Genomic DNA, 13,331 nt, shown 5'->3' on the forward strand with positions numbered 1-13,331 from the left:
GTATTCTTATTTTTCTACATTCATACTTTTTACTTATTACATGATTTTATCTCATCTTCAATGTAATGAGACATACAATTGCCAACATAACTCCTATAATAATCATCCTATTAACGATTTTACTCTCGTGAAAACCTTCTTTCTGATAATGATGATGCAAAGGAGACATTTTAAACAACCTGTTATTCTGGGCATATTCTAACCCAAATTTTCTTTTTCTGTATTTAAAAACCCAAACCTGAAGAATAACAGACAAAAGTTCGATTAAGAAAACACCACACAACACCGGTATTAGTAATTCTTTTCTTAAAATAATCGCTAGAACGGCTATTACCCCTCCCAACATTAAACTTCCTGTATCTCCCATAAAAACCTGAGCCGGATAGGTATTGTACCAGAAAAAACCAATGACCGCTCCTACCATGGCGACAGCAAAAATTGTAGTTTCTCCCATATTCGGAAGGAACATGATATTAAGGTAATCAGCAAAAATGATATTCCCCGATACATAGGCAAAAAATGCCAGTGCGAGGAGAATAATTGTACTTGTTCCCGCGGCTAAACCATCTATTCCGTCGGTAATATTGGCACCGTTGGACACTGCTGTAACGATAAAAATTACAATAGGGATAAAGACAATCCATGCCCATTCGTGAGCATCTTTATCATTCATCCAAAATAAAATTCCGCTATAATCGAATTCATTATTCTTAGTAAATGGTACTGTTGAAACGGAAATTTTTTCTGCGGGCGAAAAATTTTGTTCAACATTATTCCGGTTAATTACTTTTGCATCTGAATACTTTCTTTTTACCGTAATATCTGGGTGAAAATACATCGTAACTCCGATAATTAACCCTAAACCAACCTGACCTACAACTTTGAATTTACCGCTAAGTCCGTCTTTATTTTTTTTAACCTTTTTTAAATAATCGTCTATAAAACCAATAGCTCCCATCCATACCACAGAAACGATAAGTAAAACGATATACACGTTCATAATTCTGGTAAAGAGTAAAACAGGAATCAGGGTTGCGACAATAATAATAAGCCCTCCCATGGTAGGGGTTCCTTCTTTTTGTTTTTGTCCGTCTAATCCTAAATCACGCACCAACTCACCCATTTGTTTTGCACGCAGGTAGTTGATGATTCTTTTTCCGTAAACAAGAGCTATGGTTAAAGACAACAGAACTGCCATTCCGGCACGGAAAGAGATGTACCTCATCATTCCCATTCCCGGAATGTGGATGCCATGGTTGGTTAAGTATTCGTATAGATAGTATAACATATGTTATTTTAAATTTAAAGTTTAAGAGAATTGATTTTTTATAATTTTAATCTATAATATTTTAATACTATATTAAAAAATTCATTTACTCATAAGCTTCCACAACTCATTAATTACTTCTTTATCATCAAAATGATGCTTTACACCATTGATTTCCTGATAGGTTTCGTGACCTTTTCCGGCTACGACGATGATGTCTTTTGGCTCCGCAAATTTTATCGCCATTTTTATAGCTTCTCTTCGATCCGGAATTGAAGTATATTTGCTGAAATTCTGAGGTTCAACACCCGCTTCAATTTCCTTGATTATCGCATTCGGATCTTCCGTTCTAGGGTTGTCTGAAGTGAGGATTGCCAATGTAGATTTTTTAGTGGCAATATTTCCCATTTCAGGTCTTTTTGAATGATCTCTGTCGCCGCCACAACCAAAAACCGTGATAAGTCTTTCGTTTTTAGTGCGAATTTCATTGATGCTGTCTAACACATTCTCCAAAGCATCCGGTGTATGTGCATAATCTACAACGAAGAAAATTCCGCCATCTGACTTGAAGGTTTCAAACCGCCCGTTTACCCTTTTTAATGTGCTGATTGCCTGAAGAATTTCATCCTGTTCAAATCCCAATTCAGAGGCAATACCAAATACCAGAAGCAAATTGTAGACATTGAATTTTCCGGTAAGGGTGGTCCAGAATTCTTTTCCGTTGAAATTGAGGAGCATTCCGTTAAAATCAACTTCCAAAAGCTTTCCATGATAATCTGCCATGGTTTTCAAAGCATAAGATCTTTTTTTAGCTTTGGTATTTTGCAGCATTACATTCCCATTTTTATCATCAACATTGGTAATGGCAATGGCTTCATCATTCAATTCATCAAAAAATCTTTTCTTCGTTTTTAAATATTCGTCAAACGTTTTATGATAATCTAAATGATCGTGAGTAAGATTGGTAAATCCTGCAATTTTGAAGTGTAAACCTTCTATTCTGTTTTGGGAAATACCGTGTGAACTTACTTCCATAAAGGCAAATTCGCATCCTTCTTCAACTGCTTTAGCCAAAATCTGATTAATGGTAATGACATCCGGCGTCGTATGTGTTGCGGGAATTTTTTCATCTCCAATTCTGATTTCTACCGTTGAAAGCAAAGCCGAATGATGTCCTAAATTTTTAAAAACATCAAAAAGCAAAGTAGAAACAGAGGTTTTTCCGTTGGTTCCGGTAACTCCTATTAATTTTAATTTTTCGGAAGGATTTCCATAAAAATTGGAAGCCAGATGCCCTAAAGCTTTAGACGAGTCTTTTACTTGAATATAGGTGAGATTTTGATCTAAATTTTCTGGTAAATCTTCGCAAATAATAGTTGTTGCTCCTTTTTCTATAGCTGATGCAATAAATGAATGCCCGTCTGCAACGGTTCCTTTCACTGCGATGTACAGTGAATTTTCTGAAACCTTTCTACTGTCGAAAACCAATGCAGAAACTTCACGGTGGGTATCACCATGACTTTCTAAAACCGGAATTCTGTTTAATAATTCAATTAACTGCATTGCTTATGCTTTTTTATTTTAATTCTGAAGAGACAAATAAATTCTCTGGTTTTTACTTATTACAGTTCCTTCCTGAGGGAATTGTTCTTTAATTCTCCCAACTCCTTTATAATCTACACGATAGCCTAAATTTTCCAGCTGCGGAATCACATTTTTACCGATTAACCCGACAACATTTGGCATCTGCTTGTTGTTCACGGCAACTTTCACATTCGGTTCTACCATTTTATTAAGATCAACCTTTCTATCTACCAACATTTCTTTTTCAACGTTTTGTGGGGTTTTAAGGAAAGTTTTACCTGCAATTTCTTTAAAAACAGGTGCTGCAACAGTTCCTCCATAAAAACCTTTCGAAACATTCGGCTCACTAATCATCACATAACAGGTATATTTCGGATTATCTGCCGGATAAAACCCTGCAAATGAAGATCTATATTTCATCGGACCGGGAAGCCAATATTCGAACCTTGCGGTTCCTGTTTTTCCTGCCATTTTTAAGTTGGGCGTGAAAATACTTCTTCCTGTTCCTTTTTCTACAGCTTTCGTTAAAGCATCAGTCATCATTTTCAAAGCTTTTTCTGATGCCATTTTTTTAACCATCATCTGAGTTTGTGCTTCAAACGTAACCTTACCATTCTGCATGATTTTGTCTATAAAAAGAGGCTTTACCATCTTCCCTTTATTGGCTACACCATTGTAAAAAGTAGCCAACTGAAGCAGATTAATATTCGTAGAATACCCGTATCCTATTGAAGCTAAAGTTGCGGCATTCCATTTTTTATTTTTAGGAGTTAAAATTCTGGGTTTGGTAATTCCCGGAAGTTCAATATCCATTTTATCGAATAATTTCCATCTTCTTAAATGATCTAAGAAAATTTCAGGCTTGTCGGCATAAAATTTTGTAATCAATTTTGCGGTTCCTACGTTACTCGACTTTGCCAAAACATCCGAAATATCATAAGTTCCACCACCGTGACCATCAGAAATTCTCTGTTTGGCATACACCCAAATTCCGTTTCCTACGTTTACAGTTGTATTTTCATCAATAAAACCGTCGTCCATAGCCGCTAAAAGTGAAACAACTTTGAAAGTTGAACCCGGTTCAATATTGTCTTTTATTGCATAATTGTAAGCATCTACATACTCTCCATCTTCATTTCTTTGAAGATTAACCATTGCACGAACCTTTCCTGTTGCCACTTCCATAACGATGACAGTTCCGTGCTTTGCTTCAAAATTTACGAGTTGCTTCTGCAATGCAGAATGTGCAATATCCTGAATTCTAAGATCTAAAGTTGTGTAAACGTCTTTTCCATCGGTGGGTTCATTTACTTTCCAATAATCAATAGGTTTCCATTGGGAAGAATTTACCCTCTGCTCCAGTCTGCTTCCATCTACGCCCGAAAGATATTTAGAAAAAGCACCTTCAAGACCAGATTTAGATACCCCATTATCCATACCGATTGTTCCTGAGCCGATTTCTGAGGTAGCCAGTTCTCTTTTATAATTTCTATCAACAATAAATCCCCCTTTATTTTTTCCTCTTTTGAAAATCGGGAATTTTCTGATTCTGTCGTACTGATCGAAATCTAATCCTTTTGCAAGAGCGTAATACTGATTTTTCTTCTTCTTTTGCTCATCGAATCTTTTTCTGAAATCTGCTCTTGGTTTATCGAACATTTTGCTTAAAGAATCTGTAAGTGCACCAATATTATTGCTGTAAACGGTATCTTTTATGGTTTTAAAATCGACATAAATATCGTAACGCATCACCGTAGTTGCCAAAATGGATCCGTCTGAAGCATATAAATTTCCTCTGGCTGCTTTTAAGGTTGCTGTTCTGTAATTATTGTTGATATAATCATCTTTAATCTCCTGAACATTAGTGTTTTGAAGAATAATAATTCTCCCCAAAAACATCACAAATACGCACAAAGCAACCACCGCAAACAGGTATCCCCATCGCAGCGTTTTTTTTCGCTTGTTATCGTAATCATTTTGTTTTTGCATCTGTACTGTCTAATTTTATTAACAATTTGTGCGGATGGCTTTCGAGCGTCATTAAAGAGTCTGAAGCTACTTCTTTCCCAAGCTGAGATTCCATTTTCACTTTAATCAGTTTACTTTGCGCAAAAGCATTTCGGGACTTATATTCTTCGGTCTGCTCCTTTAAAGCATTTACAATTTTTATTTTTTTGTTGACTAAATGATTGCTGTAAATCATCGCCATCATCAATACAAAAAGCAACAGAAAATACTTATAGTAAACCTTAATTTCATCCCTGTTAAGGAAATTTCCTTTTATAATATCTATAAAAGTAAGTTTCTTCTGAGGTTTGTATGTTGTTCTTTTTGCCACTTTGTATAATTGATGATTAATAAATGATTGCTGATTTCAATTACTAATTATTTACATTTTTATTCCGGTTCTCATTTTCGCGCTTCTGGCACGAGAGTTTTCTTCAATTTCTTTATCATCCGGAATTATTGCTTTGCTTTTTACCAGCTCGAATGCTTTTTTATAATTCCCAAAAATATCTCTCTCTGGCTCGCCTTCAAACATTCCGTTTTTCAAAAATCTTTTTACTAAACGATCTTCAAGAGAATGATAAGATATTACCACAAGTCTTCCGCCTGGTTTTAAAATTTGATAAGACTGAACCAACATTTCCTTCAAAACATCCAACTCCTGATTAACTTCAATTCTTATCGCCTGAAACAACTGCGCATAAAATTTATTTACTTTATGCGGCGGAAGATAGCTGAACAGTTTTTTCAGATCTTCGGTAGTTTCTATTGTTTTCGACTTCCGGTGATGAACAATATCACGTGCCAATTTTCTCGCTTCTCTCAGTTCTCCATAGTAATAGAAAATATCTGCTAAAGCTTCTTCATCGTATTCATTAATAATTTTTTTAGCATCAAGACTCTGCATTACATTCATTCTCATATCAAGAGGAGCATCGCTGCGCGTAGAAAAACCTCTCTCTGCCTCATCAAACTGATGAGAAGAAACCCCAAGATCGGCTAAAATCCCATCAACCTGCGAAACGCCATACATTAAAAGAGAATTTTCGAGAAATCTGAAATTCTGATTTATTAGTGTAAATCTATCGTCATCAAAATTATTTTTCAGTGCATCAAGATCCTGATCGAAGGCATATAATTTACCTTTTTCTGAAAGGCGACTTACAATCTCACGCGAATGCCCACCGCCACCAAATGTGCAGTCCACATAAATACCGTCGGGATTCGTCACCAAATCATCCACACTCTGCTTCAATAAAACGGGGTTGTGATACATTCTGTATTTGTGTTTATTAAATTATTCTTCACCAAAAGCTCCCATAACATCTTCCGCCAGACTGGCAAAATCTTGTTCGTTGGTCGCAATTACTTTTTCATACGCTTCTTTATCCCAAATTTCGAAAAGTTCTCCCGCACTTGTTACAACAACATCTTTGCTGAGATGGGCAAAAGTGGTAAGATCTTTAGAAACCTGCAGTCTTCCCGCTGTATCCAGCTCTACCGTTTTTACTCCGGCCGTAAACATCCGTATGAAATCTGCATTTTTTTTGATGAACCTATTCAGTTTATTAATCTTCTCCATCAGCTTATCCCATGCTTTCATAGGGTAAACTTCGAGACATGGTTGAAACACGGAACGCTTAACCACAAAGGTTTTATCCTCAAAGTTTTCCATCTGTTTAATAAGAGATGAAGGAACTTTCAGGCGACCCTTGTCGTCTATTTTACACTCGTATGTTCCAATGAAATTTCTCATTTGGGACAAAATTAGAAATATTTTTCCAAAATTTCCCACTTTTTCCCACTTTTTGACTTAATGTTAATAAGTTTTGATTTTAACTGATTGTCAGCAAGATAAACATTCACAACCTCCATTTTAAAAACCGCTATTCTCCACATAGAAAAAAGAATTTCAAATTTCTCCTGAGAAGTAACAGAATATATTATTTTTAGATTAAATTAGACATATCAAAACAGTTTTGGTGTTTAATTTGTATTTTTGCAAGGCTTATACAGGCACTTTATGAGATTTAGTACAAAAAAAGAAAAGAAATATAACTTTATAGAAGCGGGAGAAGGCCATCCGCTTGTGCTTTTGCATGGGCTTATGGGCGGTTTGAGTAATTTTGATAAAATGGTGAATTTTTTTTCGGAAAAAGGATTTAAGGTATATGTGCCTCAGTTGCCAATTTACGATTTACCTGTACTCAATACCAATCTTACAACTATTGCGAAATATGTTATTAAGTTCATCGAAACCACTATTGGGAAACCGGTTACGATTGTAGGAAATTCTATGGGCGGTCATGTAGGACTAATAATGACGCTTGCAAGACCAGATTTAATTCAAAATCTTGTTCTTACAGGAAGTTCTGGTTTATACGAAAGAGCTTTTGGTGACAGTTTTCCAAGAAAGAACGACCGTTCTTATATAAGGAAGAAGGCAGAAGAGGTTTTTTATGATCCTGCCGTAGCTACCGAAGATTTGGTAGATGAAGTTTTCAGCGTTGTGAATGACAGAATGAAGGGCATAAAAACCGTTATGCTTGCAAGAAGTGCCATTAAACACAATATGCTTAACGATTTGCCTAAAATCCTTACACCTACGTGCTTAATTTGGGGGAAACAAGATAATGTAACTCCTCCAGAGGTTGCAGAAGACATGCATAAATTCATCCCGAATTCTGATCTTTTCTGGATTGATAAATGCGGACACGCCGCCATGATGGAAAAACCAGACGAATTCAATGAAATTCTGTACAACTGGTTAAAAGATAAAGTATAAAAAGACAAACCATTAAGACCTTTTCTTAATGGTTTATTTTTCTCAATAAAATTCAAAATAAAAAGATGGTTATTAAAACAGCAACATTTGTAAAAAGCAGCGGAAAATGGCAGGAATGTCCCGAACCAAATATGCCAGAATACGCTTTTATCGGAAGATCAAATGTGGGTAAATCTTCGCTGATTAATGCAATGATGAATCATAAAGATTTGGCAAAAACTTCGGGAACACCAGGAAAAACACAGCTTATTAATCATTTTTTGGTTAATGACAACTGGTATCTTACCGACTTACCGGGTTATGGATATGCAAAGGTTTCTAAAGTCATCAGAAAAGATTTTGAAAAGCTGATAACCAACTACATTCTCAACAGAAGAAATCTCGTTAACCTTTTCGTTTTGGTGGATTCCCGACACAGTCCTCAAAAAATTGATCTTGAATTTATCCAGTGGTGCGGAGAAAGTGGGGTTCCTTTCAGCATTGTTTTTACAAAAGCTGATAAGCTGAAACCAAATATTGCGATACAGAATGTAGAATCTTATAAAAATGAACTTTTAAAAACTTGGGAAGATCTTCCGGAATTGTATTTAACTTCTGCAGAAAAAAAAGAAGGCTGTGAAGAGATTTTAAATTTCATTCAGACCACTAATGAGTTTTTAGAAAATAATAGTGTGAGTTTTGATGAGTAATATAATCTGGAAGGTAAAAAGTTTTGAAGAAATTTCCACTTCAGAGCTTTACGAAATCATTAAAGCAAGAATTGATGTTTTTGTAGTTGAGCAAAACTGCCCATATCCGGATTTGGATAATTACGACAAAAAAGCACTTCATCTCTGGGCAGAAAAAGATCATCATATTTTAGCCTATTGCAGAATTTTCGGTAAAGAAATTAAATATACTGAATGTTCTATTGGAAGGGTTTTAACAACCGATGAAGGACGTGGAAAATCTCTTGGAAAGCAAATGCTTCAATATGCAGTGGAAATTATAGAAAACCGTTTTCGTACATCTGAAATAAGAATTTCTGCACAAGATTATCTCTTATCTTTTTATTCCTATTTCGGGTTTGAAGATACCGGTAAAAAATATTTGGAAGATAATATTCCTCATACGGAAATGTTTAGAAAATAGCTTTTCATATTCGTAAAAAATAAAACTAGGCTTTACTGTCTGGTTTTTTTCATGTATTAATCAATGATTACTATTTAAATTTACTAATCCTTTCCGTATTGGGATGAGCAAATCTGTAAGCCCGTTCAGTTTTATTTCATAAATGGTTGAAAGCTGCATTCCCAGTTTCCCTTTGGGCATCCCCTGTCTTTGAAACCATTCGAGATAACTTATAGGAAGATCTGCCAATATGGTATTCTGATATTTCCCAAATGGCATTTTCACAGTACAAATCTCCTGCAAAATCTCCGGATTTACTCCATTTTCCATAATTACAGTATTAAATCTATTTTGTCTTCCAAACCTTTATCTTTATCGGAAAGTTCAAGCTCAGGAACCTCATCATCAGAAAATTCATTCCCGTACACCTGAATAAGCAAAAGAGTAAAAGACACCAGAATCGGCCCAAAAACCAATCCCATAAATCCAAATAAATTCATTCCCATAATAATCCCGAAAACCGTATTAAGAGGATGAATATCTTCCAACTTTTTGAGCAATGTAAAACGCAGAACATTATCGGTAAGACCTACAATAACCAAACAATATGCTGCCAAACCTAAACCGGCTCCTGTATTACCTTCCGCAATCATAAAAATACAAATGGGAACGTAAATTATAGCAGCACCCACAATAGGAATCATAGATGTTGCAGCAGTTAGAGCAAATAATAAAATTGGGCTTGGAGCACCAAAAATGAAATATCCAATAATTGCAACAAGTCCCTGCCCAAGTGCAACTACAGGAATCCCTATAGCATTTGCCATAATGAGCTTTCTCATTTTTTCTCCGATCATTGCTACATTAGATCTTTTTAAAGGAGCTGCCGAAGCAAGAATTCTTTCGAAAAATCTAGGTCTTTCAAACATAAAATAAAGAATGAAATACATAGACATTATGATCGTGAGCGTATTAAAAGTACCGCTAAGAGCCGATGTAGAATATTTTCCTGCAAATTCTTTAAGTTTGTTCATATTCTCTTTACTCAGAATATCGAAATTGGTTTTAGCATAAATAAATGAATGTATTTTATCTATAAAAACATTAAATTTATTCATGTAAATCTGCGCATTACCTAGCTTTTCCAGCAAAAGATCTGCGATGAAATAAATGGGGAGAATAATGATAATTAAACTTGCCAACATGAGCACCAAAGCAGATGCCCAAGGTTTCCATTTTCTTTCTTCCTGAAGGTAAAAATTATATTTCCGGCATACCACATAAATAGTAATTGCGCCTAAAACAGAGGGAATAAATAATGCAAGATTATAGCAGATAAGACCTGCTAAAACCAAAATGATGGCAAGGAGAGATACTTGCTTTATTTTGGTACTGCTAATTTGGTTTTCTTTATTTAACATCTAACGAGGGATTATTTGTCTTGGTTTTCCTAAAAATGCACAGTACGTAGAGTACATTACAATATTAATGAATGGTAAACTAAAAATTATACCAACACAGCACAAAATAAATCCCGACAAGCTAATTATTCCACCTAAAAGAGCAGTCAGCAAAAAAACTCCATAATTTTCTTTCGCAATATTGTAGGTTTTACCAAGTGCTTCTGTAGCATTTGAATTTTCGAAAAACAAAATAGGATATCCTATTAAAAACAACGGATACACAAACAGAAAAGGAATTCCGCACAACGCCAACGAAACCGTAAAAATGACAAAAGTAATTAAAGCATACAATAAAATATTAACTAAATTCTGACGATAACCGATGAAAAGATCTGAAAACTGAATCGGAATTTTGGTATTGAATTTATTCGTAATATAAATTAATCCCACAGAAAGTGGTGCCAATAAAATACTCCATAACCCTGAAAACGAATAATAAACTCTTGAGTTGGGACCTTTCCATATATCGTATCCAGAAGCGTTTTTGAAATCTTCATAATCGAAATCCCAAACTGTAAAACCTGTTAAAGTTTGAATTATGCTGTCTCCTACTATATAAATAACCATATAGAGAAAAACATACAGAAAAACACCTTTGTACATTTCAAAAGCATGAGAAATAATAGAACCAGCATCTTTTGCCGGAACAGAGCCTTGCTCATCGAATTCGTTAAAATGTGACATCGTTTAATATTTTATGATTTCTCAAATTTAATTTTTTTGAGGCATTAAAACATTAAAGATTTTAAAATTTACGGCTTTTCGCTAAAAATTGTTTTGTAAAGAGAATAAATCATGGCATTCCAAAACGGAAAAGTAAAAAGAAATCCTATGAAGAATAAACCTAAACCAATGTATTTAAAGATAAATGCTACCAAAATGCAAACGAAAATCTCTATAAAATGGCTCCTCATTGCCTTAAAACTGAGTGTTATTCCTTCCAAAATCGTCTTATTCTGAAAAAACATCAAAGGAGCAATAAATAAAGTGACCGCAACCCAAAATAAAGGAAAAATTACCGTACCCAAAAGCTGAGTATAAGGAATAATCCAAAATAAGAAATAAGCAGCATATCTGAAAAAATTGGCTCCGTTGTAGCCAACAAACAAATCAGAAATACTTATATTTTCTTTTAAATCTAATTTTCTGTAGATCTGAAAAAACCCAAGATTTAAAGGATAAAGAAAAACTATTGTTGCCAGAAAAGAGTACAGAAACATTCTGGATTCCCACGTCTGAGAAAGAGCTTCTGCCTTTTGCACATAAGCTTCCATACTTGTTTTATAAGCTTCTATCAATTGCTGGTTCTGTTCCCAAATCCCGAATTTGGAAGCAAAGAAAAAAATCGACGTAAAAAATATCGAGAAATAGATAATAGAATACATCAACTGATAAAGCAAAGTTTTATTCCAATAGAAAAAAGCCTGCTTTAAAATAAAATCTATTCCCGGTTTTTGTGGATTGGTCTCCTGCATCAAAAAAAATTTTATGCAAAAGTAAACATCAATAACTACTTTTGCAGAATGTTTTCGGCAAATACTCAAAAATTTTTGGAAATGGATGAACTTTCTCTTCAGAAAGTTCCTTTTTTCTTCATCATTGACTTTTCTGGAAATCATGTTGAAATTTATCAGGAAAACGAAATCACACAAAAAGGTTTACTCATTGATTTTCAGGGATTTTCTAACACCAATTGCGCAGAAGATTTAGATAAAGTTCCTTTTTTAAAATCTTATCCGGAAACGTTGGAAGATTTTAAAAAAGGATTTGATTATGTACAGGAGAACATCCATTTAGGCAATTCTTATCTTACCAATTACACCAGAAAAACAAAAATTGAAACCAATCTGAGTCTAGAAGAAATTTTTTACCATTCCAGAGCAAAATATAAAGTTCTTTATCCGGATTTTTTTGTGTTTTTTTCTCCTGAAACTTTTGTAAAGATTATCGACGGTAAAATTTCTACCTATCCGATGAAAGGAACTATTGATGCTTCCATAAAAAATGCAGCTGAAGTCCTAAAAAATGATCAAAAAGAAAAAGCTGAACATTACACGGTTGTAGATCTTCTGAGAAATGATTTAAGTATTGTTGCAGACGATGTTATGGTAGACAAATTTCAGTATATTGACTTTCTGAAAACCCATCAAAAAAATCTTTTTGCGATGAGTTCTGAAATTTCAGGAAAAATAAAGCCGGAATTTGTAGGGAAAATAGGCTCTATCATGCAGCAAATTTTACCTGCGGGTTCTATTCTGGGAGCGCCAAAACCCAAAACGAGGGATATTATTCTTCATGCAGAAGGCTTTGAAAGAGGTTTTTATACGGGCATCTGCGGTTGGTTTGATGGCGAAAATCTCGACAGCTGTGTGATGATAAGATTTATAGAAAAAGAAAACAATACACTTTATTTTAAAAGTGGCGGTGGAATTACCCACATGAGCAAATTAGAAGACGAGTATCAGGAAATGAAAAATAAGATTTATGTTCCAATTCATTGAAAGTATTAAGATAGAAGATCAGGAAATTTTCCTGTTAGAACTTCACCAAAAACGTGTAAACCAAACCTTTGCCCATTTTGGTAAGGAAGGTTCTATTGATTTAGAAAAAATCTTTAAAAACCTGAATCATGATGAAGACGGTCTGTATAAACTGAAGATCACTTATGATTTAGACAAACGCTTCCGAACCATGATGATTCCTTATGCTATTCCGGAAATTCATGATTTTCAATTGGTTGAAAACAACAGTTATGATTATTCTTTCAAATTTGAGGACAGAAAAGAACTCGAAAAAATGAAGATGATGGCAAAAGCCGAGGAAATCATTATTGTAAAGAACAACCACATCACAGATACTTCATTTTCTAATCTTCTCTTTCTGAAAGGAAAAGAGTGGTTTACCCCTTCAACTTATCTTCTTAACGGCGTTCAAAGACAGAACCTTCTTAAAAAGAAAAAAATCAAGGAAATGGAAATTACTTTACAAAATATTAAGGAGTTTTCTCATTTTCAGCTTATTAATGCTCTGAATGATTTTGATGATACTTTTATATATCCCATCCACAAAATAAACAATCTTCCCGGCAATAATGATTATTTAGATTATTAAGGTA

General features: G+C 34.4%; 15 protein-coding genes. 5 read left to right on the top strand and 10 right to left on the bottom strand.

The genetic code is table 11. The annotated features are described in order from the left end of the window. Positions 1-46 precede the first annotated feature (46 nt). The 6 genes from mraY to mraZ all read right to left on the bottom strand — a co-directional run bounded on the left by mraY (position 47) and on the right by mraZ (position 6,614). Positions 47-1,288 (bottom strand): phospho-N-acetylmuramoyl-pentapeptide-transferase, encoded by a 1,242-nt coding sequence (mraY, locus tag IV513_RS01240; protein ID WP_209388699.1) that lies wholly within the window; start codon positions 1,286-1,288, stop codon positions 47-49. Positions 1,289-1,369: 81 nt separating this feature from the next. Next, the gene (locus IV513_RS01245) at positions 1,370-2,830 is read right to left on the bottom strand and encodes a UDP-N-acetylmuramoyl-L-alanyl-D-glutamate--2,6-diaminopimelate ligase (RefSeq protein WP_209388700.1); all 1,461 of its coding nucleotides are present in this window, start codon (positions 2,828-2,830) and stop codon (positions 1,370-1,372) included. Positions 2,831-2,848: 18 nt separating this feature from the next. Beyond that, entirely contained in the window at positions 2,849-4,840 is a 1,992-nt protein-coding gene (locus tag IV513_RS01250; RefSeq protein WP_209388701.1) for a penicillin-binding transpeptidase domain-containing protein, read from the bottom strand. After that, positions 4,824-5,189 carry an FtsL-like putative cell division protein gene (locus tag IV513_RS01255; protein WP_209388702.1) on the bottom strand — a complete coding sequence of 122 codons (366 nt, stop codon included), beginning with the start codon at positions 5,187-5,189 and terminating at the stop codon, positions 4,824-4,826. Before IV513_RS01255 ends, IV513_RS01250 begins: the two co-directional genes overlap by 17 nt. A 51-nt stretch (positions 5,190-5,240) precedes the next feature. Beyond that, a complete protein-coding gene (rsmH, locus tag IV513_RS01260) occupies positions 5,241-6,134 on the bottom strand; it encodes a 16S rRNA (cytosine(1402)-N(4))-methyltransferase RsmH (protein ID WP_209388703.1) in 894 nt (297 codons plus the stop codon). Positions 6,135-6,155: 21 nt separating this feature from the next. Beyond that, positions 6,156-6,614 (bottom strand): division/cell wall cluster transcriptional repressor MraZ, encoded by a 459-nt coding sequence (gene mraZ, locus IV513_RS01265; RefSeq protein WP_209388704.1) that lies wholly within the window; start codon positions 6,612-6,614, stop codon positions 6,156-6,158. Between the two features lie 267 nt (positions 6,615-6,881). Between mraZ and IV513_RS01270 the strand changes: the two genes are divergently transcribed. The 3 genes from IV513_RS01270 to IV513_RS01280 all read left to right on the top strand — a co-directional run bounded on the left by IV513_RS01270 (position 6,882) and on the right by IV513_RS01280 (position 8,774). After that, positions 6,882-7,643 carry an alpha/beta fold hydrolase gene (locus tag IV513_RS01270; RefSeq protein WP_209388705.1) on the top strand — a complete coding sequence of 254 codons (762 nt, stop codon included), beginning with the start codon at positions 6,882-6,884 and terminating at the stop codon, positions 7,641-7,643. 65 nt (positions 7,644-7,708) lie between these two features. Then, positions 7,709-8,332, top strand: a complete 624-nt coding sequence (yihA, locus tag IV513_RS01275) for a ribosome biogenesis GTP-binding protein YihA/YsxC (protein WP_209388706.1) — start codon at positions 7,709-7,711, stop codon at positions 8,330-8,332. Continuing rightward, complete coding sequence (locus IV513_RS01280) at positions 8,325-8,774, top strand: GNAT family N-acetyltransferase (RefSeq protein ID WP_209388707.1); 450 nt, start codon at positions 8,325-8,327, stop codon at positions 8,772-8,774. The genes yihA and IV513_RS01280 overlap by 8 nt, the downstream gene beginning before the upstream one ends. A 60-nt stretch (positions 8,775-8,834) precedes the next feature. Here IV513_RS01280 and IV513_RS01285 read toward each other — a convergent pair whose 3' ends face one another. From IV513_RS01285 to IV513_RS01300, 4 genes are all read right to left on the bottom strand, one after another. Then, the gene (locus IV513_RS01285; RefSeq protein ID WP_209388708.1) at positions 8,835-9,083 is read right to left on the bottom strand and encodes a DUF3820 family protein; all 249 of its coding nucleotides are present in this window, start codon (positions 9,081-9,083) and stop codon (positions 8,835-8,837) included. 2 nt (positions 9,084-9,085) lie between these two features. After that, entirely contained in the window at positions 9,086-10,174 is a 1,089-nt protein-coding gene (locus tag IV513_RS01290; protein ID WP_209388709.1) for an AI-2E family transporter, read from the bottom strand. Further along, positions 10,175-10,900 (bottom strand): beta-carotene 15,15'-monooxygenase, encoded by a 726-nt coding sequence (locus tag IV513_RS01295; protein ID WP_209388710.1) that lies wholly within the window; start codon positions 10,898-10,900, stop codon positions 10,175-10,177. It abuts the gene before it with no gap. Between the two features lie 68 nt (positions 10,901-10,968). Then, positions 10,969-11,691 (bottom strand): hypothetical protein, encoded by a 723-nt coding sequence (locus IV513_RS01300; protein ID WP_209388711.1) that lies wholly within the window; start codon positions 11,689-11,691, stop codon positions 10,969-10,971. Positions 11,692-11,739: 48 nt separating this feature from the next. On the opposite strand from IV513_RS01300, the gene IV513_RS01305 reads away from it, so the two are divergent. Next, the gene (locus IV513_RS01305) at positions 11,740-12,717 is read left to right on the top strand and encodes an aminodeoxychorismate synthase component I (protein WP_209388712.1); all 978 of its coding nucleotides are present in this window, start codon (positions 11,740-11,742) and stop codon (positions 12,715-12,717) included. Further along, entirely contained in the window at positions 12,701-13,327 is a 627-nt protein-coding gene (locus IV513_RS01310) for an aminotransferase class IV (RefSeq protein ID WP_209388713.1), read from the top strand. The genes IV513_RS01305 and IV513_RS01310 overlap by 17 nt, the downstream gene beginning before the upstream one ends. Positions 13,328-13,331: the final 4 nt, after the last annotated feature.

Source organism: Chryseobacterium sp. RR2-3-20 (genome assembly GCF_017808115.1).
Taxonomy (GTDB): domain Bacteria; phylum Bacteroidota; class Bacteroidia; order Flavobacteriales; family Weeksellaceae; genus Chryseobacterium; species Chryseobacterium oryzae.